Origin of the sequence: Micromonospora sp. WMMD956 (assembly GCF_029626125.1) — a bacterium.
Lineage (GTDB): Bacteria > Actinomycetota > Actinomycetes > Mycobacteriales > Micromonosporaceae > Micromonospora > Micromonospora carbonacea.
The window spans coordinates 6,741,959-6,766,521 of record NZ_JARUBI010000005.1; the positions used below are offsets into that span (position 1 = coordinate 6,741,959).

At 77.8% G+C, this 24,563-nt stretch carries 15 protein-coding genes; 3 read left to right on the forward strand and 12 right to left on the reverse strand.

Annotation, left to right across the window (positions count from 1 at the left end; genetic code table 11):
• Nucleotides 1-279: 279 nt before the first annotated feature.
• The 5 genes from O7628_RS29210 to O7628_RS29230 form a co-directional block, all read right to left on the reverse strand.
• Nucleotides 280-846 (reverse strand): GNAT family protein, encoded by a 567-nt coding sequence (locus tag O7628_RS29210; protein WP_074479325.1) that lies wholly within the window; start codon nucleotides 844-846, stop codon nucleotides 280-282.
• A 196-nt stretch (nucleotides 847-1,042) separates the two neighbouring features.
• Nucleotides 1,043-1,453, reverse strand: a complete 411-nt coding sequence (locus O7628_RS29215; RefSeq protein ID WP_278135518.1) for a type II toxin-antitoxin system Phd/YefM family antitoxin — start codon at nucleotides 1,451-1,453, stop codon at nucleotides 1,043-1,045.
• Between the two features lie 56 nt (nucleotides 1,454-1,509).
• Nucleotides 1,510-12,492 (reverse strand): MupA/Atu3671 family FMN-dependent luciferase-like monooxygenase, encoded by a 10,983-nt coding sequence (locus O7628_RS29220; protein ID WP_278135519.1) that lies wholly within the window; start codon nucleotides 12,490-12,492, stop codon nucleotides 1,510-1,512.
• On the reverse strand, nucleotides 12,489-13,781 hold the full coding sequence (locus O7628_RS29225; protein WP_278135520.1) for an MFS transporter: 1,293 nt from the start codon (nucleotides 13,779-13,781) through the stop codon (nucleotides 12,489-12,491). The genes O7628_RS29220 and O7628_RS29225 overlap by 4 nt, the downstream gene beginning before the upstream one ends.
• 94 nt (nucleotides 13,782-13,875) lie before the next feature.
• Nucleotides 13,876-14,421: an RNA 2'-phosphotransferase gene (locus O7628_RS29230; protein WP_278135521.1), complete on the reverse strand. Its 546-nt coding sequence runs from the start codon at nucleotides 14,419-14,421 to the stop codon at nucleotides 13,876-13,878.
• A 103-nt stretch (nucleotides 14,422-14,524) separates the two neighbouring features.
• Here O7628_RS29230 and smpB point away from each other — a divergent pair, with 103 nt between their 5' ends.
• The gene (gene smpB, locus O7628_RS29235; protein ID WP_074479328.1) at nucleotides 14,525-15,013 is read left to right on the forward strand and encodes an SsrA-binding protein SmpB; all 489 of its coding nucleotides are present in this window, start codon (nucleotides 14,525-14,527) and stop codon (nucleotides 15,011-15,013) included.
• A 26-nt stretch (nucleotides 15,014-15,039) separates the two neighbouring features.
• On the opposite strand, the gene O7628_RS29240 is transcribed toward smpB, so the two are convergent.
• Both O7628_RS29240 and O7628_RS29245 read right to left on the reverse strand, forming a co-directional pair.
• A complete protein-coding gene (locus O7628_RS29240; RefSeq protein WP_278135522.1) occupies nucleotides 15,040-16,239 on the reverse strand; it encodes an RtcB family protein in 1,200 nt (399 codons plus the stop codon).
• A gap of 104 nt (nucleotides 16,240-16,343) precedes the next feature.
• The gene (locus tag O7628_RS29245) at nucleotides 16,344-16,742 is read right to left on the reverse strand and encodes a hypothetical protein (protein WP_278135523.1); all 399 of its coding nucleotides are present in this window, start codon (nucleotides 16,740-16,742) and stop codon (nucleotides 16,344-16,346) included.
• Between the two features lie 183 nt (nucleotides 16,743-16,925).
• Between O7628_RS29245 and O7628_RS29250 the strand changes: the two genes are divergently transcribed.
• The gene (locus O7628_RS29250; RefSeq protein WP_278135524.1) at nucleotides 16,926-17,717 is read left to right on the forward strand and encodes an alpha/beta hydrolase family protein; all 792 of its coding nucleotides are present in this window, start codon (nucleotides 16,926-16,928) and stop codon (nucleotides 17,715-17,717) included.
• Here O7628_RS29250 and O7628_RS29255 read toward each other — a convergent pair.
• From O7628_RS29255 to O7628_RS29275, 5 genes are all read right to left on the reverse strand, one after another.
• Nucleotides 17,709-18,605: a M15 family metallopeptidase gene (locus O7628_RS29255; RefSeq protein WP_278135525.1), complete on the reverse strand. Its 897-nt coding sequence runs from the start codon at nucleotides 18,603-18,605 to the stop codon at nucleotides 17,709-17,711. The genes O7628_RS29250 and O7628_RS29255 overlap by 9 nt on opposite strands.
• Before the next feature lie 68 nt (nucleotides 18,606-18,673).
• Nucleotides 18,674-19,486, reverse strand: coding sequence for a peptidylprolyl isomerase (locus tag O7628_RS29260; RefSeq protein WP_278135526.1), 813 nt, complete (start codon nucleotides 19,484-19,486; stop codon nucleotides 18,674-18,676).
• A 100-nt stretch (nucleotides 19,487-19,586) separates the two neighbouring features.
• Nucleotides 19,587-20,324 (reverse strand): polysaccharide deacetylase family protein, encoded by a 738-nt coding sequence (locus tag O7628_RS29265; protein ID WP_278135527.1) that lies wholly within the window; start codon nucleotides 20,322-20,324, stop codon nucleotides 19,587-19,589.
• Entirely contained in the window at nucleotides 20,321-21,517 is a 1,197-nt protein-coding gene (locus O7628_RS29270) for a glycosyltransferase (protein WP_278135528.1), read from the reverse strand. Before O7628_RS29270 ends, O7628_RS29265 begins: the two co-directional genes overlap by 4 nt.
• Before the next feature lie 70 nt (nucleotides 21,518-21,587).
• On the reverse strand, nucleotides 21,588-22,826 hold the full coding sequence (locus O7628_RS29275) for a serine hydrolase (protein WP_278135529.1): 1,239 nt from the start codon (nucleotides 22,824-22,826) through the stop codon (nucleotides 21,588-21,590).
• Between the two features lie 362 nt (nucleotides 22,827-23,188).
• Here O7628_RS29275 and O7628_RS29280 point away from each other — a divergent pair, with 362 nt between their 5' ends.
• Nucleotides 23,189-24,382: a hypothetical protein gene (locus tag O7628_RS29280; protein ID WP_278135530.1), complete on the forward strand. Its 1,194-nt coding sequence runs from the start codon at nucleotides 23,189-23,191 to the stop codon at nucleotides 24,380-24,382.
• Nucleotides 24,383-24,563 lie beyond the last annotated feature (181 nt).

Sequence of the window (24,563 nt, forward strand, 5' to 3'; positions counted from 1 at the left end):
CGAACTAGCTGTTCCCGGGACCGCCTGAGCGGCGCGTCGGGCGAGAGGACCCTGAACAGGGCCGATGCCCCGGGCGGGCCGACAGCGGCCGGCCCCGACGGGCCCGTGGCTGTCGGGAAGCCGCCACGCCTTCCGAAGCGGCCCGGCCAGTCCCCGAAGCGGCCCGGTCAACCCCCGGAACGACCCGGCCACGCCCCGCGCGGCGGCGCGGCGGCGCGCCGCGCGACGGTGCCGCCGGCCACCGAGCCGCCAGGCCGGTGGCCGAACCGTCACGGGCCGTCAGGCCGGTGGCCGCCACTCGTCGGCGAGGACCGACCAGACGTCGATGTCGATCCGCCCGCGCGGCCCGGGGACCGCCTGGCGCAGCGTGCCGTCGCGGCGCATGCCCAGCCGGCGGGCCACGGCGATGCTGCGGGTGTTGCGCGGGTTCGTCCGCCACTCGACCCGGTGGACGCCCCGCTCCCGCACCGCCCAGTCGACGATCAGGCCGGCGGCGCGGGTGATCAGGCCCCGCCCCTGCGCGCCCGGCTCCAGCCAGCAGCCGGCCTCGCACACGCCCAGCGCGGTGTCGAACGAGACGAACATGACCCCGCCGACCAGCGTCGGCTGCCGCGGGGCCGGACCCGTGAGCCAGATGCCCCAGATCCCGCCGGCGTCGCGGGCCCACGCGTCGGCGTAGCGTTGCAGGACGGCCCGCGCGGACGCGAGGTCGGTGGCCACGAACGACGCACCCACCCAGGGCGCGATGTGCTCCCGGGCGCGGTCGAGGTGGTGGAGGAACTCCTCGGCCCGCCACGGCTCCAGCGGACGCAGCTCGGCGTCGGCGGTCAGGGGGCGAACGAACACCGGGCCTCCCGGGTACGCAGGGCGGACCGGTCCAGCAGACCATACCCGGGCGTGCGGACACACCCGGCCCGGCCGCAGGCGGCCGGCCGCCGGGAAACGAGGGGCGCGGCGGCGCTCGGGCCCTGAAGGCGCAGGCCCTCGGAGCGCAGGCGTCCGACGCCCGGGCCGCCGGGGCCGGGCGCGCGACGCGACGGGGTCAGTCGCGCAGGAGGTCGGCGTGGGCGGCGCGGAGCCGGGCCAGCGCCGGGTCGCCGGGGGCGACCCGGCGGTCGAGCTCGGCCCAGACCTCGGCGAGCGCCTCGGTGACGGCGCGCAGCTCGGCGGCGTGCCGCCGGCTGCTCTGCCGGTGGGACTCCTCCAGGCGGCGGGCCCAGCCCGCCGTCACGGTGGCGAGCCGGTCGGCGTCGGCCCGCGCCTGGGCCGCGGTGCGGGCGGCCGAGGCGGGCACGATCGCGGCGATCGGGCGCGGGTCGCCGTCGCGGGTGACCAGGGTGACCGTGTCGGTCAGCTCGGCCATCGCGATGAGCTGGGTCAGCCGGGTGCGGGTCTCGCGCAGCGACAGGGCACGCGGCGGGGTGGGCTCGTGAGCCAGTGCGGGAGCAGCCATGACTCCATACTGCGACGGGGGTATGACAAGAACCGTCCACGGTGGCCGGTCCGGGGCTACCCGGCCGCCCGCACGAGGATGTCGACGTACCGGCGGCAGCGCTCGGCGACGGTCGACTCGTCGTACAGGTCCGTCGAGTATTCGACGACGCCGAGCAGGCCGTCGCCGGCGGGGGTGAGCATGATCGACCAGTCCCGCCGGGCGCAGTCCAACCCCTGGTCGGTGACCTCCGCCGCCAGCCCCGGCAGGCGCACCGGCGGCATCCCCGGGTTCCAGGTGAACAGCGCCCCGGCGAACGGCGGCGGGTCCCCCATCCGCCAGCCGGGCTCCACCGCGGCGTAGAGGGCCGGCAGCGGGGCCGGCTGGTGCCGCACCGCGGCCAGGAACACCGCGTCGAACCGGGCGGCCAGGTCGACCAGGGGCTCGTCGTCGCGCAGCCGCACCCGCAGCGGCAGGGTGCCGGTGAACAGGCCGACCACCGCCTCCAGCTCCCGGCGGTCCCGGTGCGCGTAGGGGCAGGCCAGCAGGACGTCGCGGGTGCCGGTCAGCGCGCCGACGAACCGGGCGTAGGCGGCCGCGAGCAGCGGGAACAGCGTCAGCCCCGCGTCGGCGGCGAGCCGGGTCAGCCGCCCGGTCGGCGCGGCCGGCAGCGTGAAGGCGTACTCCGCGCCGACGCCCGAGGGCGTGGCCGGGCGGGGCCGGTCGGTGGGCAGCGCGACGGCCCGGGGCAGGTCGGCGAGCGTCTCCCGCCAGTGCCGCAGCGCCTCCGGCGGCACCTGCGCCGCGCGCTGCCGGCGCGCGTGCTCGACGTAGCGCAGGGCCGGGACGCGCGCGGGCGGCGCGCCCGCGTACGCCCGAGCCAGCTCGTCGAGGAGCTGGAGCATCGACCAGCCGTCCCCGCACAGGTGGTGCACGACCAGCGACAGCACCCAGCGGTCGGCGGCCAGCCGGGCGAGCCGGGCGCGCAGCCACGGCCCGTCGGCCGGGAACGGCTCCCGGCCGACCGCCACGCACCACGCCCGCACCGCGGCGGCGTCGGCGTCGGTGGCGGGGAGGTCGACCACGGGCACCGCCACCGGGCGGTGCGGCAGCACCTCCTGCACCGCCCCGCCGTCGCCGGCCACGACCCGGGTGCGCAGGGCCTCGTGCCGGCCCACCAGGGCGTCGACCGCCGCGGTGAGGGCGGGGACGTCGAGCGGGCCGGTGAGGTCGACGCGTACGGCCATGTGCACGGCCGCCGGGTTCGGGGCCTGGCGCTGGCGGTGCCACATCAGCTCCTGCTGGTACGTCGCCGGCGCCCGGCCGGCCGGGTCGAGGGCCGCGGCCATCGCCCGCACCCCCGGGCTGCGCAGCACCCGGTCCACGCCGACGTCGACGCCGAGCGCCTCGCGCAGCCGGTTGGCCAGCCGCACCGCGCCCAGGGAGTCGCCCCCGGCGGCGAAGTACGAGACGTCCAGCGGCACCCGGGGCACGCCCAGCTCCGCGCACCACGCGTCGTGGACGAGCCGCTCCACGCCCGGCCGTGGCTCCTCGCCGGCGGGCGGCGCGGCGGGCGCGGGCAGCCGGGACACGTCGACCTTGCCGGTGTCGCCGACGGGCAGCGCGTCCAGCACCACCCAGGCGCGCGGCACCAGGTGCGCCGGCAGCCGCTCCCCCAGCTCGGCGGCCAGCCGGGCGGTGCGGGCGTCCGGCGGCCCGGCACCGCCGGCGTCAGCGGTGTCGGTGTCGGGGACGACGTAGCCGACGAGGTACGGCTCGGCCCGGTCGTGCCGAGCGACGACGGCGGCCTGCCGTACCCCCGGCAGCAGGGCCAGCGCGGCGGCCGCCTCGCCCGGCTCCACCCGGTGCCCGGCGATCTTCACCTGGTCGTCGACCCGGCCGCGGAACTCGACCGTGCCGTCGCCACGCAGCCGCACCAGGTCGCCGGTCCGGTACATCCGGGCCCCCGGCTCGGCGGCGAACGGGTCCGGCAGGAACGCCGCCGCCGTCGCGCCGGGCCGCCCCAGGTAGCCGCGGGCGAGGCCGGTGCCGCCGACGTGCAGCTCACCGACCGCGCCGGCCGGCACCGGCGTCCCGTCGCGGCCCAGCACGTAGAGGCGGCGGTGGTCCACGGGGCGGCCGATGTCGATCGGGCCCGTCCCGGCGGGCGGCACCGGGCCGGCGGTGGTGACGATCGCGGCCTCGGTCGGGCCGTAGGCGTCGAGGACCTCCGCCGGGTACCCGGCCGGCGGGCGGCGGCGCAGCTGGCTTCCCCCGACCACCAGGACCCGGACGGCCGGGGCCGGCGGCACCGCGAACACCAGCTCCGCCAGGGGCGCCGGCAGGTAGGCGACCGTCACCCCGGCCCGCCGCCACCGGTCGACCAGCAGCGCCGGGTCCGCGCGCACCCGCGAGGGCACGAGGTGCAGGGTCGCCCCGGCGGCCAGCGTCGGATGGATCTCGGCGAGGTTCGCGTCGAACCCGAGGCCGAGCGCGTGCGCCACGGTGTCCGCGCCGGTGAGGGCCAGGGCGCGGACGTGCCAGTCCACCACGTCCACGGCGGCCCGGTGCGGCACGCCCACCAGCCGGGGGCGGCCGGTGGAGCCGGAGGTGTGGACGCACCAGGCGAGGTGGCCGGGGCCGGCGGCGTCGACGGGGTCGGGCAGGCCGGGGTCGCCGGGCCGGTCCACCAGCACCCGCGCCACCCGGCCGGCTCCGGAACCGGCGGCCCCCGGGGCGGGTCCGCCGACGCCGGAGCCGGCCGCCGGGAAGGGGTCCGCGACGTCGGCGGCGGTCAGCAGCAGGCGGGCGTCGCTGTCGGCGAGCAGGTCGCGCAGCCGGGCCGCCGGCAGGTCCGGGTCCAGCGGCAGGAAGGCCGCGCCGGCCAGCAGCGCGCCGAGCTGCGCCGCGACCAGCTCCGCCCGGCGCGGCAGCAGCACCGCCACCAGGTCGTCCGGGCCGACGCCGTGCGCCGCGACCCGGCGGGCCAGCGCCCGCGCCCGGTCCCGCAGTTCCCGGTACGTCCACCGCCGCTCCCCGTCGACCACGGCCACCGCGTCGGGGGTCCGGTCGGCCTGCCGGAGGAACAGGTCGTGCAGCCGGTCGGCGGCCGGCGCGGGACGCGGGCCGACCGGCCGGGCGGCGGGGTCGTCGAGCCGGGCGGCCAGCCGGGACAGGGGCTCGCCCGGCGCGCGGGTCAGCACGTCGAGCAGCCGGTGCAGGTGGTCGAGCAGCCGGTCCACGGTCGCCCGGTCGAGCACGTCGGTGCGGTACTCCACGTGGCAGCGCAGCGTCTCGCCGTGCGACAGGTAGACCATCAGGTCGACGGGGGCCTTGGCCAGGCCCAGCGGCAGCGGCTCGGCGGTGACGCCCGGCAGGTCGAAGGCGAACGCCCCGGGCCCGCTCTCGTACTCGACCACCACGTCGAACAGGGGGTGCCGGCCGGCCTCCCGGTGCGGGGCGACCGCCTCGACCAGCGCGTCGAACGGGACGCGGTCGTGCTCGTACCCGTCGGCGGCGGTGACCCGCACCCGGGCCAGCAGCTCGCGGAAGCTCGGGTCGCCGGTGAGGTCCAGCCGCAGCGGGAGGGTCCGCACGAAGAACCCGACGAGGCCGGCGGTCCGCTCGTCCCGGCCGCTCGTGCCGGTGCCGACCACCAGGTCGTCCTGGCCGGTGTACCGGGACAGCAGCACCCCGAACGCGCCCAGCAGGGTGGTGAACGGGGTGACCCCCTCGGCGCGGCTGAACCGCCGGACCCGCCGCGCCAGCTCGGCGGGCAGCTCGCGGAAGACGCTCTCCCCGGCCGCCGACGGCAGCGCCGGGCGGGTCAGGTCGGAGGGCAGGACGGGGGTGGGCGGGGCCGGGTCGAGCTGGGCCCGCCAGTAGGCCAGGTCCTTGTCGTCGGGCTCGCCGTCGCCGGCCGCCGCCAGCTCCGGGTAGGTCACCGGCAGCGGGGGCAGCTCCGCCGCGACGCCGGTCACCCGGGCCCGGTAGCGGGCCGAGACCTCGTCGGTCAGCACGGCGTACGAGCCGCCGTCGGTGGCCAGGTGGTGGAAGGCCAGCACCAGCACGTGCCGGGTGGCGGAGAAGCGCAGCAGCGTGAACGCGAACACCGGCCCGGCGGCCAGGTCGAACACCCGGCGGCTCTCGGCGGCCAGCGCGGCACGGACCGCCTCCTCCTCGGCCCCGCCGGGGTGCTCGCGCACCGGCAGCTCGACCGGCACCCGGTCGCGGACGACCTGCCGGGGCTCCCCGGCGACCTCCGCGTAGTGGGTGCGCAGCGGGGCGTGCCGGTCGACCACGTCGCGCAGCGCGCCCCGCAGCGCGGCGTGGTCGAGCGGGCCGACCAGCCGCACGGCCGCCGCCTCGTTGTAGGCGGGCGTGCCCGGGTGCAGCCGCTCCATCAGCCACAGCCGGCGCTGCGCCGACGACAGCGGCGCGGTCCGCCCGCCGGGGTGCGGCGGGTCGCCGACGGGTCGGCGCGGGGTGGCCCGGCGCAGCGCGTCGAGCACCGGCAGGCCGGCGCGGACGGCGTCGGCGGGCAGTCCGAAGTCGACGAAGCAGGCGATCTCGTCGGCCCCCGCGTCGAGCACCGCCTCCACCACGGACCGGCAGCTCTGCGGCGAGCCGATGAGGGCCCGCTGCGCGCAGTACCGCTCGTACGCCCGCCCCAGCACGAACCGCACGTCCTCGTCGGGGGTGCCGGCCAGGTCGATGTTCATGCCGAGGCTGTTGACCACCTGCCCGAGCAGGCTGAACGACGAGCGCAGGTACGCGCAGAACGGCTCGAACGCCTCGGCGCGGGCCCGGTCGGCGTCCTCGCCGAGGTAGGTGTGCAGCAGCACCACCACGCGCCCGCCGGCCGGGTCGAGGCCGTGTTCGGCGCGGGTGCGCCGGTAGAGCGCCACGTTCTCGGCGAGGCTCGCCACGTCCTGCGTCATCAGGTTCGTCACCACCCCGACGTCGCGGCGGGCGGCCTCCCGGTAGCTGTCGGGGTTGCCGACGATCGCCGTGAACACCGGCGGCTCGGGCTGCACCGGGCGCGGGAACAGGCGCACGTCGAGCGCCTCGCCGCTGCCGGACCGGGCCGGCACCGCGTCCCCGCGCCACAGCCGCCGGACGGTCTCCAGGTGCTCGTACATCACCTGCTTGTGCCGGCCGAAGTGCTCGGGGTGGAAGACGAAGTCGTTGGCGTGCCAGCCCGGCGCGCAGCCCAGCCCGATCCGGCCGCCGGAGAGGTTGTCCACCATGGACCACTCCTCGGCGACCCGGACGGGGTGGTGCAGCGGCAGCACGACCGAGCCGGCGTTGAGCCGAACCCGCCGGGTGCGGGTCGCGAGGGCGGCGGCGAGGACCGACGGGTTGGGGAAGAGGCCGCCGAAGGAGTGGAAGTGCCGCTCGGGCAGCCAGACGGCGTGGAAGCCGTGCGCGTCGGCGAACTCCGCCGCGTCGACGATGACGCCGTACTTGTCGTCACGGTCCTGGTCGGGGTAGTCGCCGAAGAAGTAGAGGCTGAAGTCGACGGTGTCCGGCGTCGTCGCCGCGCCGGCCGCCGGGCGCGGGTCCGCGACGGCCGGCGCGTCGGCAGGCGCCGGCACGGGCACCGGCACGGGAGCGGGGGCCGGGGGCGCAGGGGTGGGAGCGGGGGTTGGCGGGGCGTGGACGGGGGCCGGCGTGGGCGCGGGGCGCGGCGGGGCGGCGGGCTCCGGCGGGGCGGCGGGCGGGTCCGCCGGCAGGCCGGCGGCGACACCGAGCAGGGCGAGCTGCTGACGCATCAGGTCGAGCTGCTGCCGGACGACGTCGACCAGCTCGCCCGGCACCGGCCGGCGGGCGTCGCCGGACGGTCCGCCGTCGGCGGCGGGTGGGGACGCCGCCGACGCCGTGGCGTCCGGACCGGTCGGCGGCGCGGCGGCGGTGATCGCCGTGGCGAGCCGGCGCGGCGTGTCGACGGTGGTGAACAGGTCCCGCACCGGCACCCGGACGGCGAAGTCGCGCTCGATCTCCCGGGACATGGTGATCAGCAGGAGCGAGTCCGCGCCCAGGGCGAAGAAGCCGGTGTCCGGATCGACCTCGGCGGCGGCCAGGCCGAGCCGCTCGGCGGTCAGCGCCCGGACCCGCTCCAGCACCGCGTCCGCCCCGCCCGCCGGCCCCGCCGGGGACGCCGCCGGCACCGCGTCCCCCCGCCTGTCACCGGCGGGAGCAGGAGACGCGGCGGAAGCCGGGGACACGACGGGAACCGGGGACACGACGGGAACCGGTGCGGCTGCGGGCTCCGGGGTCGCCCAGAAGGGGCGGCGCTGGAAGGGATAGCCGGGCAGCGTCACCCGGCGTCCGCCGTGCCCGTCCACGAGCGCCGCCCAGTCCACCGGCGTGCCCGCGACGTGCAGCTCTGCCACCGCCCGCCACAGCCCCGCCACCGGGTCGAGCCCCCGCCGCTGCGACGGCACCCAGCGCGGCCCCGCGCCGGTCGCCCCGGGGGCGGCTCCGGTCGCGCCCGCGAGGGCGGTGAGCAGGCCGCCCGCGCCCGCCTCGACCACCGTCGCGACCGCCTCGGCGGACAGGGTGGACACCGCGTCGTGCCAGCGCACCGGCTCGCGGGCGTGCCGGCACAGGTGCTCGGCGTCGGGCCGCCAGCCGGGCGGGCGGACCCGGCCGTCGAGGGCGCTGACCAGCGGCAGCCGGGTCGGCCGGAACTCGACCGTGGCGGCCAGCTCGCGCAGCGGGCCCAACACCGGCGCGACCGCCGCCGAGTGGAACGCCCGGTCGACGGGGAGCCGCCGGGTCGCCACCCCGAGCCGGGCGGCCCGGTCGGCGACGGCGGCGACGGCGTCGGGCGGGCCGGCGAGGACGTGCTGCGTCGGCCCGTTGACCGCCGCTAGCTCCAGCGGCGACCCGGCGGCCAGCGCGTCCACGGTCGGCCGGTCGGCCAGCACCGCCAGCATCGCGCCGGGCGGCAGGTGGTCGGCCATCAGGCGGCCCCGGTGGGCGGCGAGCCGCACGGCGTCGGCGAGGGGCAGCGCGCCCGCGACGACCAGGGCGGCGTACTCGCCGACGCTGTGGCCGAGGACGTGGCCCACGGACAGGCCCCACGAGCGCCACAGCCGGGCCAGCGCCACCCCGGCGACGACCAGCGCCGGCTGGGCGACGTCGGTGGGCCGGGCGACGGCCTGCCGGTCCGCGCGCAGCCGGGCGACGAGGTCGCCGCCGACGGCCTCCCGGTACGCGGCGGCGGCCTCGGCGAGCACCGCCCGGACGACCGGGAACCGGGCGGCCAGCGGGAGCAGCGCGTCGCCGACGTCGCCCTGGCCGGGGAAGGCGAGGGCGACCGGCCCGGCGGCGTCCCCGCCGGCCTCGCCCGTCAGCACGTCGGCCGGCAGTCCGGCGGCGTGCCGGTCGAGGGCCTCGGCGAGGGCGGCGGTCGACCCACCGAGGGCGACGAGCCGGTGGCGCAGGTGCCGGCGGCCGGTGCCGGCGGTGCGCACCACGTCGGCCAGGGCCAGGTCGGGGTCGGCGCGCAGCCGGTCCCGGTGCCGCAGGGCGAGCGCGGCCAGCGCGGCGGGGTCCGCGGCGGAGATCGGCAGCAGCCCGGGAACCGCGTCGGGCGGGTCGGCGGCGCGCGGCGGCGGGGGCGGCGGCTGTTCGACGATGACGTGGGCGTTGGTGCCGCCGACGCCGAGGGCGCTGACGGCGGCGCGCCGGGGCGTCCCGGTCGCCGGCCAGTCGGCGGCGACGGTGGTCACCGTGAACGGCCCGTCGGCTAGGCGCAGCGCGGGGTTCGGCCGGGCGAAGTTGATCTGCGGCGGCACCCGGCCGGAGCGGACGGCGAGCACGGCCTTGATCAGCCCGGCCATGCCGGCGCAGCTGTCCAGGTGGCCGATGTTGGCCTTCACCGAGCCGAGGAACGCCCGCGCGGGCGCGTACGCCTCGGCGAGCGCGTGGTGCTCGACCGGGTCGCCGAGGGCGGTGCCGGTGCCGTGCGCCTCGACGTACCCGATGGAGGCGGCCGGCACCCCGGCGTCGCGCAACGCCCGCCGGACCACGTCGACCTGCCCCGCCACCCCGGGCGCGGTCCACCCGACCTTGCCCGACCCGTCGTTGTTGACGGCCGAGCCGAGCAGCACCGCGTGGATGCGGTCGCCGTCGGCGAGCGCCCGGTCCAGCGGCTTGAGCACCACCGCGGCGACCCCGTTGCCGCCGACCGTGCCGTCGGCGTCGGCGTCGAAGGGCCGGCACCGGCCGGACGCCGACAGGATCGACCCGGGGGTGTGCCGGTAGCCGGTGACCTGCGGGACGTGCACCGCCACCGCGCCCGCGACGGCGACGTCGGCGTCCCCGGCGAGCAGGGCGCGGGCGGCCAGGTGGACCGCGACGAGCGAGGTGGAGCAGGCGGTCTGCACGGTCACGGCGGGTCCGGTCAGCCCCAGCCGGTAGGCGACCCGGGTCGCCAGGAAGTCGGGCTGGTTGCCCAGCGCCGCGCCGATGGCGGTGGCCGGGTCGGCGGAGGCGACGGCCTGCGGGAGCTGGTGGCGCAGGTAGGTGTGGTGCGGGTAGAGGTTCATCCCGCCGCCGGCGAAGACGCCGATCCGCCGGCCGTCGGCCTCGCCGGGGCAGCCGGCGTCCTCCAAGGCGTGCTGGCAGGTCTCCAGGAACAGCCGGTGCTGCGGGTCCAGCAGCTCGGCCTCGCGGGGGCTGACGCCGAAGAACGCGGCGTCGAAGCCGGCGACGTCGTCCAGCACGCCGCTGGCCGCGACGTATCCCGGGTCCGCCGCGAGGTGCTCGGGCACCCCGGCGGCGGCCAGCTCCGCCGGGGTGAACGCGCGGACGCTCTCCACCCCCGCCAGCAGCGCCGCCCAGAACTCGTCGACGTCCGTCGCGCCGGGGAAGCGGGCGGCCATCCCGACGACGGCGACCCGCCGGTCCGCCGGCCGCGCCGCCGCCTCTCCGGCGGGGGCCGGGCCGGCGGCGGCGAGGTGCGCGGCGAGGGCGTCGACGGTCGGGTGGGCGAACAGCGCGGGCTGCGGCACCGGGCGGCCCAGCGCCTCCTCCAGCCTGGCCCGCAGCGCGACGATCTCGACGGAGCCGACGCCCAGCTCGTAGAAGGGCCGGTCCGTCTCCGCCGGGCGGCCGAGGACGTCGGCGAGCGCGGCGCGGACGACGGCGCGGACCGCCGCCCGGCCGGGGGCCACCGGGCCCTCCTCCCCCGCCGGGGCCGCCCCGGGCCCGTCGGCGGCGGCGTCGCCCGGCCGGACCGGCGGCGGGAAGCCGTCGGCGAGGAACCGGCGGCGCAGCTCCGCGCGCCGGATCTTGCCCCCGGTGGTACGGGGGAAGTCGGCCTCGCCGAGGATCACCACCCGCCGTGGGGCGAGCTGCCAGCGCCGGGCCACCGCCGCCGACACGGCCCCGGCCACCCGTTCCGCCGCCGACCCGGTCGTGGCGTGCGGATCGGCGGGAGCGACGGCGTGGCCCCCCTCGGCGTCGGTGACGGCGAACACCACGAGCGCCTCGGTGCCGGTGCGGGCGTCGGGCACCCCGACGGCGGCGACGAGCCCGGCGCGCACCCCCGCGACCGCGCCGACGACGCGCTCGACCTCGTGGCAGGGGATGTTCTGCCCGTTGAGGATGACCAAATCCTTGGCGCGGCCGGTGACGGTCAGCGCCCCGTCGCGCAGGTAGCCCAGGTCCCCGGTGTCCAGCCAGTCCCCGTCGGGGAACGCGGCGCGGGTGGCCTCGGGGTCGCCGAGGTAGCCGGGGGTGACGCGGGCCGAGCGCACCTGCACCCGGCCGACCCGCCCCTCGGGCTGCACCGCGCCGTCGGCGTCGACGATCCGCAGGGTCGCCCCGGGCGCGGGCCGCCCGACGGAGAGCAGCTCGGTGACGTCGCCGCCGGCGGCGTCCTCGACCCACTCCACGTCGCCGTCCAGGCTGGCGGTGCGGACCACCTGCCGGCAGCCCGGCTCGGTGAACGACCCGAAGGTGATCCCCGTCGACGTCTCCGACATCCCCCACGCCGGGGTCATCGCCGCCGCCGGCACCCCGGTCGCGGCGACGAACGCGCGGAAGGTCTCCGGCAGGCACTGCTCGCCGCCGCTGACCATGCGCCGCACCCCGCCCAGCTCCCAGCGCCGGCCGCCCGGGGCCCGGCCGACCGCGTCGGCCACCAGCCGCAGGCCGAAGTTCGGCGACCAGCCGTGGGTGACCCCGTGGCGGGCCATGAGGTCGAGCCAGCGCGTCGGGTCCGCCAGCACCAGCCCGGTGGCGACGTGCACGGAGGACGCGCCGAGGAACACCCCGCCGAGGTGGTAGAGGAGCAGGCCGGCGACGTGGTCCAGGGGCAGCCAGTTGAGCAGCACGTCGCCGGGGCGCACGTCGAGCAGCACGCGGGCGCCGACGGCGTACTCGGACAGGCCCCGGTGGGTCAGCGGGATGATCTTCGGGGTGCCGGTGCTGCCCGACGAGAGTTGCAGCACCGCCACCTCGTCGGGGCCGGGCTCGACGTCGGCGTCGGCCGACGCCCCCGCCGGGTCGACTGCCGCCCGCCCCGCCGCAGCACCCGCCGGGCCGGCCGCTGCCAGCTCCGCGACGTCGACCACCCGGTCGGCCAGCGGCAGCCCGGCCAGCCCCGCCGCGTCCGCCGCCCCGGCGAGCACGACCGGGGCGTCGAGGGCCCGCCAGGCGTGCAGCAGCGCGGCGACGGCGGGGCTGTCCGCGTCGTAGCCGGCCGGCGCGCCGACGGTCAACGGCACGACGCCGCCGAGCGCGCAGCCCCAGAACGCCGGCCAGTAGTCCACGCCGGAGTCGACCCGCAGGATCGCCGCCGAGCCGGGGGCCACCCCGCGGGCCCGCAGGCCGGCCCGCACGGCGCGGGCCCGGGTGAGCAGCGTCGCGTGGTCGAGCAGGGTGTCGGTGCCGTCCTCGGCCACGACGCGGATGCCGGCGTCCGGGAAGTCCCGCGCCGCGCGCCGCAGCGCCGCGCCCAGCGTCCGGGGGTGTTGCGGGTCGGCGGGCAACTCGCCGCCGTGGCTGACGGCGGGGCGGCGGGCCGGCGGGCTGGCGGTCGTCACGGCGTCACCTCGGCGGTTCGGGGGGTCGGGGGGTCGTCGTGCCGGTCGGCCCGGGCCGGTGGGTCACGCCGGCCCGGGGGCCGCACCGTCTGGGCGAGCAGGAACGCGAGGGCCACGGCGCAGGCGATCCCGTGCGCGACGGCGACGACCGGGAACGGGGCCACCCGGTCGAGCGCGACGGCGCAGCCGATCATGCCGAGGCCGAAGCCGGCGTTCTGCGCCGCGCTGGCGAACCCGAACAGCCGGGCCCGCCGGGACTCGTCGACGCCCTGGAGCCGCGTGGTGTAGCTGATCTCGGCGTAGCCGTCGGCCGCCCCCGCCGCGAGGGTCAGCGGGATCAGCAGCCACAGGGGCGGATCGGTGAAGGCGAGCACGAAGAACAGCGACATGAGGCAGGTGGCCACGCCGAAGGCGCGCGGCGAGCCCACTCCACCGGTGCGGGCGGCCAGCCGGGCGCACCACCGGCCGGCGGCGAGGCTGCCCACCGCCCACGAGGTCAGGAACACGGCGGCGTACGCGGCCGGCGAGTCGGGGCGGACCAGGCTGGCCTGCACCGGGATACCGACGTTGTGGGCCGCCGAGCCGAACGCGTCGGCGGCGCGTACCCCGATCATCGCCGCGACGACCGGCGCGACCGCCCGCAGCACCCCGACGCCCGCCCAGGCCCGGGGCCCGGTGGGCCCGGCGGCCTCCGGCGCGGCGGCGACCGGCCGGCGGGCCGGCACCCGGGCCAGCAGCCCGGCGGAGAGGGCGTAGGTGCCGGCGTCGAGCAGGAACGCCACCTCGTAGCCGAGCCAGGCGACCAGGACGCCCGCCGAGGCGAAGCCGAGCAGCATCGCCACCGACCGGGCCGCGACGAGCCGGGCGTTCGCGCGGGCCCGCCGCGCCGGCCCGGCCAGGTCGGGCAGCTCGCTGCGCAGCGCGACCCCCCACAGGGTCTGCCCGCAGCCGAGCACGACCGCGAGCAGGTAGACCGCCACGGGACGCGCCCCGTCGGGGGCGGCCACCAGCAGCGCCAGGGTCGCCGCCGAGAGCAGGTCCGCGCCGATCATCAGGCGGGTGCGACGGTGCCGGCCGGCGAGCAGCCCGCTGACCGGCCCCATGAGGAAACCGGCGGCCAGCCGGACGGCCATGAACAGGCCGGTCTGCGCGGCGGAGCCGGTGAGCTCCAGGGTGAACAGGCCCAGCGCCACCAGGTTCAGGTAGCTGCCGTAGGTGGAGACCGCGTGCGCGGCCACCACCAGCCGCAGGTCACGCGCGGCGCGCCCCGCGTCGGCCGCCTTCGCCACTGAGTGTCCCCGTCACTGTCGTCGCCCCGGTTCCGACGATCTTGCCGGGCGGACGGACGAGTTTCAATGCCGTGCCGGGGTTTGCGGGGTGCCCCTACCCGCCCGGGCTCAGGTATCGGGCCGGGACGGCGTCGGTCAGCCAGACCCCGTTGGCGCTGCGGTGGAAGGCGTGCCCGGCGCGGGCCATCGCCGCCGCGTCGACGGCGAGCACCACCACCGCGCCGCCGCGCCGGGCGCCGACCCGGCGGGCCGTCTCCACGTCGGCCGACAGGTGTACGTGGTGCCGGCCGCCCCGGTGCAGCCCGGTGGCCCGGATCGAGTCGAGGGCCGCCGCGCCGGTGCCGTGGTAGAGCCGCGGGGGCGGCTCGGCGGCCGGCAGCCCCAGCTCGACGGGGATCGAGTGGCCCTGGTTGGCGCGGATCCGCTCGACCCCGTCGGGGCCGCGTTCGACCGCGAAGCGCTGCTTGTCGTTGCCGGCCACGACCGCGTCGAGGTCGGGCCGCCCCACCCGCAGGGCGGCGAGGAGGTCGTCGACCGGCACCCAGCCGGCCCGGTCCGGTGCGAGGCCGAGGCGGTACGGCTCGTGCCGCAGCGCCTTTGACATCCGCTTGCTCAACTTGACCATGGTGCGGTGGTCCATGGCGGCATTGTGGCCGGCGCCGCCGCGCGGCTCCACCCGATTACCGGGCGGGCGGCTGCTAGCCTCTCGCCGTCGGGGCGCAACCAGCAGCGGGAGGCCGACCGTGCCCAGGGAGACCGGACGCACCCTCGTCGCGTCGAACAAGAAGGCCCGCCACGACTACGACATCCTCAAGACGTACGAGGCGGGGCTGGTGCTCGCCGGCACGGAGGTGAAGTCGCTGCGCGCCGGGTACGTGTCGCTGGTCGACGCCTTCGCCCAGGAGCACGACGGCGAGCTGATGCTGCACGGCCTGCACATCGCCGAGTACGGCTTCGGCAGCTGGACCAACCACCAGCCCCGGCGCACCCGCAAGCTGCTGCTGCGCCGCATCGAGATCGACCGGATCCTCGACCGGGTGCGCGAGGGCGGGCTGACGCTCGTGCCGCTGTCGCTGTACTTCTCCAACGGCTGGGCGAAGGTGGAGCTGGGGCTGGCCCGGGGCCGGCGGTCCTACGACAAGCGGCAGGCCCTCGCCGAGCGCGACGCCAAGCGGGAGATCGCCCGGGAGCTGGGCCGCCGCCTCAAGGGCGCCCAGGGCCGCCGCCGGTAGGCACGACGCCCCCGGCGGCGACCCGGTCAGCCCTTCACGCAGACCACCTGCCTGAGGTGGGCGACGACCTCGACCAGGTCCTCCTGCTGCGCCATCACCTGCGTGATGTCCTTGTACGCGGCCGGGATCTCGTCGACCACCCCGGCGTCCTTGCGGCACTCCACGCCGGCGGTCTGCGCCACCAGGTCGGCGGTGCCGTACGTCCGCTTCGCCTGCCCGCGCGACATCCGCCGCCCGGCCCCGTGCGAGGCGGAGCAGTACGCGTCGGGGTTGCCCCTGCCGCGCACGATGTACGACCCGGTGCCCATCGACCCGGGGATGATGCCCAGGTCACCGGCGCCGGCCCGGATCGCGCCCTTGCGGGTGACCAGCACGTCCACCCCGTCGTAGGTCTCCTCGGCGACGTAGTTGTGGTGGCAGCTGATCGGCTCGTCGAAGCCGACCTGCCCCACCGCGTCGCGCACCACGCCGCAGAGCAGGGCCAGCATGACCGCGCGGTTGCGCCGGGCGTACTCCTGCGCCCACCACAGGTCCCGCCGGTACGCCGCCATCTCCGGGGTGCCGGCGAGGAACACCGCGAGGTCCCGGTCGGGCAGCCCGGCGTTGTGCGGCAGCCGCCGGGCGACGGCCATGTGCCGCTCCGCCAGCTCCTTGCCGATGTTGCGCGAGCCGGAGTGCAGCATCAGCCAGACCCGGCCGGCGTCGGGGCCGCCGGATTCGAGGCAGACCTCGATGAAGTGGTTGCCGCCGCCGAGGGTGCCGAGCTGCTGGCGGGCGCGCCCCTCCAGCGGGGCCACCCGCTCGTCGAGGGTGGCGAAGCCCGCCCAGAAGTCGGCCCAGCCGCGCTGCTCCAGCCCCCGCACCCGGCGCGGGTCGACCGGGTCGTCGTGCTTGGCGAAGCCGACCGGGATCGCGGCCTCGATCGCCGAGCGCAGCCCGGCGAGGTCGTCGGGCAGGTCGGCGGCGGTGAGCGAGGTGCGCACGGCCGACATGCCGCAGCCGATGTCCACGCCGACGGCGGCCGGGGAGACCGCCTGCCGCATCGCGATCACCGAGCCGACGGTCGCGCCCTTGCCGAAGTGGACGTCGGGCATCACGGCGACGCCCTCGACCCACGGCAGCGCGCCGATGTTGCGCAGCTGCCGGGCGGCCTGCGGCTCGATCGCGTACGGGTCGGTCCAGACCCGTACGGGCGCGCGGGTGCCGGGCAGCGGGGTGAAGGCCATCGTGTCTCTCCTCGTCGGACGAGGAGTCCCTCCCCGTCGGATGAGGAAAGGTAGGCCGGGGGCGGGAGGCCCGGCAACGGATAATCGGCCCGGTCGCCGGCGGATCAGGCGCGGGTGGTGCCCTCGACGGCCGGCTCGGAGACGTGGTCGAGGAACGGGAAGCGGGCCCGCAGCTCGCCGAGGCTCGCCCCGCCGCGCCAGGCGTCGGCGATCCGCACGACCTGGTCCAGGTCGGTGGTGTCGCCGTCGGCCCGGCAGCCGTCCGCGCCCGCGATGTCGACCATGAAGTAGCGGGCCTGCGAGCCCAGGCCCACGCAGATGGTGCCCCGCGCGGAGCGCAGCTCGGCGCAGGTGAACCGGCCCCGCCCCTGCTCGGGGGCGCTGATGCGGCCCACGTCGGCCCCGCACCGGGTGGCGGCCAGGGCCAGCGCGGACGCGAGGCCGCCCAGCTCGACCAGGTCGGGATAGAGGCGCACGCCCAGCGCCGTCGACACGTCGGTCACCACTGACTCCCACTTCTCTGTGACGGATCCAGCAGGGCGGACGTTACAGCCTGGTTAACCGGGCAGCCACCCTCGCGGACGACTCGGGACGAAATTCCTGCGCCGACCGGACCAAGGTCCCGCCCCCGGCCGGCGGGCTCCACCCGCCTCGCCGCCGCCCTGCGGCGCGTAGCATCCACGCCCATGGCATTGATCCGGTGCAACTTCCACTCCGAGGCGCTGGGCATGGGCACCTCGATGACGGTGCTCCTGCCGGACCCGGCCGGCGTCGGCATCGGGCTGGCCGGCGGCGCGCCGGCCGGCGACCCGCCCGTGCTGTACCTGCTGCACGGCCTCAGCGACGACGACACGATCTGGACCCGGCGCACCTCCGTCGAGCGGTACGTCGCGCCGCTCGGCCTGGCCGTGGTGATGCCGCAGGTGGCGCGGAGCTTCTACACCGACGAGGAGCACGGCAACCGCTACTGGACGTTCCTCAGCGAGGAGCTGCCCGAGGTCTGCCGGTCGTTCTTCCGGCTGTCCGACCGGCGGGAGGACACCTTCGTCGCCGGCCTGTCGATGGGCGGCTACGGCGCGGTGAAGTGGGCGCTGCGCGAGCCGGGGCGGTTCGCGGCGGCGGCGAGCCTGTCGGGGGCGCTGAACGTCGCCCACCGGCGGCACCACCCCACCCACCCGCTGGACCCGGCGGTGTGGCACACGGTCTTCGGCGACCGGCCGGTGCCCGGCACCGACGACGACACGGTGGCGCTGCTGGAACGCGCCGGCGACGACCTGCCGGCCCTCTACGTGGCCTGCGGCACCGAGGACTTCCTGTTCGACGACAACACCCGCTTCGTCGAGACGGCCCGGCGGCGGGGCGTGCCGCTGACCGTGGACTTCTCCCCCGGCGACCACGACTGGGCGTACTGGGACGAGAAGATCTCCGACGTGCTGGCCTGGCTGCCGCTGCGCTCCCCCGCCGACCGGTCACAGTGACGAGCGGGCCACCGGGAAGTCGAAGTACGTGTCGGGGTACGGCTCGTCGGCCAGGCGGTAGTGCCACCACTCGCGCGGATAGTTGGTGAAGCCGGCGTCGGCCATCAGCCGCAGCAGCAGCTCCCGGTTGTCCCGGGCCGCGCCGGTGATCCGGCGGTCGGCGGTGTGGGCGCGCGGGTCGAAGCAGTCGAAGCCGGTGCCCATGTCGACGCCGTTGTCGGCGTAGCGCTCCCCCACCGGGGCGGTGCACGCCACCAGGGGCGCGTCGGGCGCGTACGGGGGCTGTCCGGGCGGCGGGTCGGGCACGAGCGTCACGTCGACGGTGCTGCCCCGGCTGTGCGCGGTGGGCGCGCCGAGGTAGCCGTCGGCGAACAGCCGCGACTTGGCCACGTCGGGGTAGAACTCGGCCTTCATCTTCTGCTCGCCGGGCCGCCCCGCCCAGTCGACGAAGTCGTCGACGGCGCGTTGGGGCCGGTAGCAGTCGTAGACCTTGAGGCGGTGGCCGGTGGCGCGGGCCGCCTGCTGCGCCCGGCGCAGCGCGTCGGCGGCGGGCCGGGTGAGCAGGCACAGCGGCTCCCGGTAGCCGGCGATCGGACGGCCGACGAAGTTGTGGGCGGTCGCGTACCGGATGTCGGTGACGACGGTCGGGTCCACGTCGGACAGGTCGACGAACCCGGTCGGGGCGCGCGACCCGGCGGGCGTCGGGGTGGCCGGGGCCGCAGGGGTGGCCGGGACGGAGGAGGTGGCCGGGGCGGAGGGGGCGGCCGGGGCCGGGCGCTGCGGCGCGGGGCAGCCGGGCAGCAGCGCGGCGACCGCCACGACGGCCGCGACCGGGGCGGCGGCGTGGGTGGACCGGGTGGACCGATCCGCCCCGCGCCGCCGTCCCATGCCACCGTTCTAGCAGCAGTTCCGCCCGGTTCGCGGCAACCCGCCGGATCCGGTGGCCGGCGGCGGGCTCAGCGCCCGCGCACCGCCCGACGGATCTCCACCGGCAGCGCGGGCGCGCCGTCGACCGGGGCCGGGTCCTCGGGCGTGGGGGCGATCCCGCCCGCGGCGATCCGGTCCAGGGTGGCCAGGCCGGCGGCGTCCACCTCGCCGAAGACGGTGTAGTTCGGGCGCAGCGCCGAGTCCGCGTATACCAGGAAGAACTGGCTGCCGTTGGTGTCGGGGCCGGCGTTGGCCATGGCGAGCAGGCCCCGGGCGTAGAGGCGGCGCTCGCCCGTCGGGTCCGTCGGCGCGGGCGGCAGCCCGGTGGGCAGCTCGTCGGCGTACCGGTAGCCCGGCCCGCCTTCGCCGGTGCCCGACGGGTCGCCGCACTGGAGCACGCTCAGCGTCGGGTACGCGGTGAGCCGGTGGCACGGCGTGCGGTCGTAGAACCCGTGCCGGGCCAGGTGCAGGAAGCTCTGCACGGTGCAGGGGGCCTGCTCGCGGTCGAGGGTCAGCCCGATCGGGCCGTGGTTGGTGCGCAGCGTGACCCGCACGGTGCCGTGGTCGGGCGTCCGGCGCGGGTCGGGCGGCAGCGGGACGGGCCGGGCGGGCGGCTCGTCGGGGGTCTCGGTGTACGCGCACGGCCCGGGCGTCGTCTGCGGCGGCGGCTCGGCGACGGCGCGCCCGGTGGCCGACGGCGGCGCGGCGACGGCGACGGCGGCGCTGCCGCCGACCAGGCCCGTGGCGAGCAGCGCGACCCCGGCGAGCCGGGACAACGCCCGTGGCCGGCGGGGACGGGCCGGGGGCGGCGGGACCGGCCGCCGGCGGGATGACCTCGACACGTGGCGTCCTCCTGGGCTCGTGACTCCAGAAAGATCGCAGTCTATGGATCAGGTCGCCCTCCTGTCGACGGCGACACGCGCCCCTGCGCCGCCGGCGGGCTCACCGCGCCGGTTCCAGGTGCGCGCCGAGCGGGCCCACCGTCCAGCCCCGGCGGCGGCACTCCGCCAGCAGCCGGGGCAGCGCGGCGAGGGTGGCCCGCCACGCCCCGGGGGCCGCGGCGCAGTCCGCGTCGTGCAGCAGGACGGTGTCGCCGCCGGCCAGCCGGGCGGTGACGGTGTCGAAGACCGAGTCGGGGGTCGCCGCCGCCGTCCAGTCGCGCCCCCAGCGGCTCCACAGCACGGGGGTCAGCCCGAGCCGCGCGCTAGCCAGCAGCGCCGGGCCGGTCAGCACGCCGTACGGCGGGCGGAAGAAGCGCGGGGCCCGGCCGGTGGCGGCCTCGACCAGCGCCCGGGTGCGGGCCAGGTCCCGGTAGGTGGCCAGCGGGCCCCGGCCCAGCAGGTTGCGGTGCTCCCAGCCGTGCACGGCCACCTCGTGCCCGCCGGCGACGAGGTCCGCCGCCAGCCAGGGTGACCGCACGAGCATCGTGCCGAGCACGAAGAAGGTGGCCCGCGTCCGGTGCGCGGCGAGCACGTCGAGGAAGCGGGGGGTGGACTCGGGGTCGGGCCCGTCGTCGAAGGTCAGCGCGATCCGTCCGGGCGGGCCCGCCCCGTCGAGCCGGGGGAGGAACCGGCGGCGCACCGGCCCCACCGCGGTGGTCGCGGGGCCGGCGTGGGCGGCGACCGCCACCGCGCCGGCCAGCGCGAGGGCGCAGCGGCGACGGCCGCGCGGCGCGGTCACCGCCCGCCCACCCACCGGATCGACGGCAGCACCGTGGCCAGCACGCCGACCGCCTCGTCCACCGCGTCGAGCACGGCCCTCCTCCTGCGGTACGCGGCGCAGCCCGCGCCGGACTGCCGCCCCGCCTCGTCGGCCACCAGGGCGGCGGGGTCCGCCCAGCCGCCCGGCCACCCGCCGACGGACGGCGGATCCGGCGTGGCCAGCGTGGCCAGCGCCCGCCGCAGCTGCTCGGCGGACGGGGCCCACCGGGTCAGTCCGGCGGCGGCGAGGATCGCGGCGTTGGCCCGGCCGTGTCCCGGCAGGGGACGGTAGGTGATCACCGGTAGTCCGCAGCTCAGCGCCTCCTGGCAGGTCAGCCCGCCCGCGTTCTCGACCACCACGTCGACGGCCCGCATCAGCGTGGGCATGTCGTCGACCCAGCCGAGAACGTGCCGGGTGAGCCCCCGCAGCCGCTGGCGCAGGCCGGCGTTGCGGCCGCAGACGACCACGGTGTGCACCCCGTCGGCCGCGTCCACGGCGGCGACGGTCGCCTCGACGTCGCCCGTCCCCCACGCCCCGGCCACGATCAGCACGAGCCGCTCCCGCTCCGGCAGCCCGAAGCGCCGCCGGGCCGCGCGGCGGGTGGTCTGCGTCGCCGCCGGGAAGTCGGCCGAGACCAGCGGCGAGACCGTGCGGACGTCGAGCGTCGCGCCGGTTCCCGACGGCTGGTGGCGGGCGTGCCGCAGGGTGCAGTAGACGTCCACACCGGGCGCGACCCAGGTCGGGTGCACGACGAAGTCGGTGACGTAGGTGACCAGTGGGACGGGGAGCACCCCGCTGCGGCGCAACGGCCCCAGGAGCTGGTTCGCGAACGGGTACGTGGTGACGACCGCCCGGGTGCCGGCCGGGACGGCCCGCCGGGCGCGTCCCCGCAGCGGCGCGAGCGCGCCCCGCAGGACGGCCGCCGTGAGCCGGGACCGGCCGGTGATGGCGAACAGCGCGTCGTATCCCCACGGCGCCCAGCGCAGCACACCCCGGTACGCCTCGCGGAACATCCACCGCACCGGGCGGGGCAGGAGGTCGAGGAAGTTCACCCGGTGCACCGCGAAGCCCCGGTCGGCGAGCCGACGGGTCAGCTCGGCGGCGGCCGAGTCGTGCCCGGCCCCCACGTCCGCCGACACGACGACGATCGTCCCCCGGTGCTGCGCGTTCACCGCGCGCGCTTACCCGTTCGGCGCGGCTTGACGCCCGCCCTACCGCGGCGCGTCGCCACGGGCGGGCGGCTCAGGCCCGGCGTCGACGGCGGCGCAGGAGCACGACGGCGAGCAGGCCGGCCACGGCGGCGGCCGCGGCGGCGAAGGGCCAGGTCGCCGCCCAGCCCGACGGGACGGCCCGGTGGGCGGCCACCGCGCGCGGCTCGGGGGTGACCGGCGCGCCGGCCGTCGGGGACGCCACGGGCGCGCCGTTGGCGGCCGTCTCCCCCGGCGCGACGAGGCGGCCCACCGAGGCGTCGCGGGGCAGCGAGAAGCCCCAGTCCAACAGCGCCGCGCCCTGCTCCCAGCCGCGCATCGGCCGGGGCTCGGCGCCGAGCAGGGTCACCACGAGCCGCCGGCCGCCGCGCTGCGCCGCGCCGACGTAGGTGTGCCGGGCGTAGTCGGTGAAGCCGGTCTTGCCACCCAGCGCGCCCGGGTAGCGGTAGACGAGCTGGTTCTCGTTCTGGATCTGGAAGCCCTTGCGGCGCAGCGCAGGCTGGTCGGGGATCCGAGCCTGCTCGGTCAGCGTGTACCGGCGGAAGGTGGGGTCGGCGAAGCAGACCCGGGCGATCAGCGCCAGGTCGTACGCGCTGGTGAACTGGCCGGGCCCGTCCAGGCCGGACGGGGTCACCGCGTGGGTCTGCAGGGCGCCGAGGCGGCGGGCCTCGGCGTTCATCGCGCGCACCCCGCCGGCCGCGCCGTCGGGGCCGCCGATCAGCCGGGCCAGCACGTTGGCCGCCTCGTTGCCGGATTGCAGCAGCAGCCCCAGGAAGACGGTCTCGACGGTGTAGCGGCCGCCCTCCAGCAGGCCCACCGCCGAGCTGCCGGGGGCGATGTCCAGGTCCTCGTGGGTCACCGTGACCGTCTGCTTCGGGTCCAGCTTCGGCAGCGCGGTGGCGGTCAGCAGGAGCTTCTGCACGCTGGCCGGCGTGGCGTACTCGTGTGGGCCGCAGCCGCCGAGCACCGCCCCGGTGTCCAGGTCGGCGACCAGCCAGGAGGTCGCGGTGACCGGCGGCGGCGCGGGCGCGCCGGCCGGCGCGACCAGGGCCGGGGTCGCCAGCGCCGGGCCGCCCACCGTCCGGTGCAGCGGCACCGACGGCGGGGGCGTGGGCCGTGGGGAGCGCTCCACCTGCGGTGCCCGCGCCTTGGGGCAGGGCACCGGGGCGGCCGGCGCGGCGGCCCGGGGGGCCGCGTGGGCGGTGAGCGGCGCGGGCGCCCCGGACGTGCCGACGACGACGGCGGCGGCGAGGGCCAGCACCGGAGCTCTCATGCCCTGCACCCTAACGGCGCGACCGGTCGCTGTCCGGCGGACCAGGGCCGGAGCCGGGGCGTTCCCGGTTCCGCTCCGGGCGGGCCGGCGGGGGTCGAAAACTCCCCGGGAATGGGTTGAACTATCGCCGCGGAGGATCCGTACTCACGGGCGAAGGAAAACGGGTCGTCCACGACCGCCATGCCGGGTCGGTCACGACGTATCCGCCTGTCCGTGGAACCGTCCGGAACAATTCCGGGAACGGGCGTGACGCCGTTCCCACCGGCCGGTCTCCGGTTTCCTTCAATCGTCACGGCACACCGTCGCCGACGCGTTCGGAAATTGACCCCGGACGCTGCGGCGGTCAGGACAAGGAGAGGTGCATGGTCAGGCGCACGCGAAAGAATGCCGTCCTGAAGCTCGGCGGGGTCGGTGCCTTCGCGGCACTGGCGCTCGGTGCCGGGCTGTCGCTGGCCAACGCCGGCGAGAGCACGGCGACGGCGGTGTCGGTCACCTGTCCGACCGTGGCCGACAAGCTGGGCGCGGTGCCGGCGGCCGCGAAGGCGGGGGTGGACCAGGAGCTGCGCAACCTGGAGACCCAGATCGCCAACGTCAACGCCCGGCTGGCCCGGGAGCCGGGGGCCGCGAACGGCCAGCTCAACGACATCGCCGGCAAGCGCCGCGCCGTGCTCGACCGGATCCGGCTGAACATCACCCGGGTCGGCGGCACCGCCCCGGCCGGCCTCGACCAGCTCGCCACCTGCACGCTGCGCAACGGCGCGGCCCCGGCCGACGCGGGCGGCAACAACGGCAACAACGGCAACGCCGGCGCGGTCGCGGCCGGCGGCGCGCAGACCGTGAACTGCCCCGACGTGCGCGGCCAACTGCCGGCCGTGCCGGCCGGCGCGGCGGCGGGGGTCCAGCAGGAGCTGGCGAACCTGGACCGGGAGATCGCCGCCGCGAACGCCCGCCTCGCCCAGCTCGCCGTGAAGCCCGAGGGGGGCCCGAACTTCGTCAACAACGCCATCCTCGGGCCGCTGAGGAGCAAGCGGATCGCCGTGCTCGACCGGATCGCGATCAACATCGCGCGGGCCGGCGGGCAGCGCCCCGACCTGTCCGGCCTCGCCACCTGCGGCCTCAACGCCGCCGGGGCGGGCAACGCGGCGGGCGGCAACAACGCGGGCAACGGCAACGCCGGCAACACCGGCGGCAACGCGGGAGCCGGCAACAACGGCGGTAACGCGGGCAACGGCAACACCGGCGGCAACACCGGCGTGGCGCAGACGGTGAACTGCCCGAACGTGCGCAACCAGGTCGGCGCCGTGCCCGCTGCCGCCGCCGGTCAGGTGCAGGGCGAGCTGAACCAGCTCGACCAGCAGATCGCCGAAGCCAACGCCCGCCTCGCCCAGCTCGCGGTCCGGCCGGAGGGCGGCCCGAACTTCGTCAACAACGCCATCCTCGGCCCGCTGAAGGACAAGCGGGTGGCGGTGCTCAACCGGATCGCCACCGACATCGGCCGGGTCACCGGCCAGCGCCCCGACCCCCGCCTGGACCTGGCCACCTGCGGCCTGAACTGACCGACGGGCAGGCGCACCTCCGCGGGCCCCGCCCGGTGGACCCCCACCGGGCGGGGCCCGCCGCGTCCGCCGGGTGCCGGGCCTCCCGGCGGGATGCCTGCGCTTTGAGACTTTTCCACCCTCGAAAGCCGCCGAGCGGGAAAGCGTCGAGAAAAGTCTTCACGGACGGTCGAATGAGACA

Bases quoted from the DNA above. Each gene is read 5' to 3' on its own strand.
- O7628_RS29240 (WP_278135522.1), bottom strand. From the start codon at position 16,239: ATGGCCTTCACCCCGCTGCCCGGCACCCGCGCGCCCGTACGGGTCTGG.
- O7628_RS29275 (WP_278135529.1), bottom strand. From the start codon at position 22,826: ATGAGAGCTCCGGTGCTGGCCCTCGCCGCCGCCGTCGTCGTCGGCACG.
- O7628_RS29255 (WP_278135525.1), bottom strand. From the start codon at position 18,605: ATGGGACGGCGGCGCGGGGCGGATCGGTCCACCCGGTCCACCCACGCC.
- O7628_RS29280 (WP_278135530.1), top strand. From the start codon at position 23,189: ATGGTCAGGCGCACGCGAAAGAATGCCGTCCTGAAGCTCGGCGGGGTC.
- O7628_RS29250 (WP_278135524.1), top strand. From the start codon at position 16,926: ATGGCATTGATCCGGTGCAACTTCCACTCCGAGGCGCTGGGCATGGGC.
- O7628_RS29215 (WP_278135518.1), bottom strand. From the start codon at position 1,453: ATGGCTGCTCCCGCACTGGCTCACGAGCCCACCCCGCCGCGTGCCCTG.
- O7628_RS29230 (WP_278135521.1), bottom strand. From the start codon at position 14,421: ATGGACCACCGCACCATGGTCAAGTTGAGCAAGCGGATGTCAAAGGCG.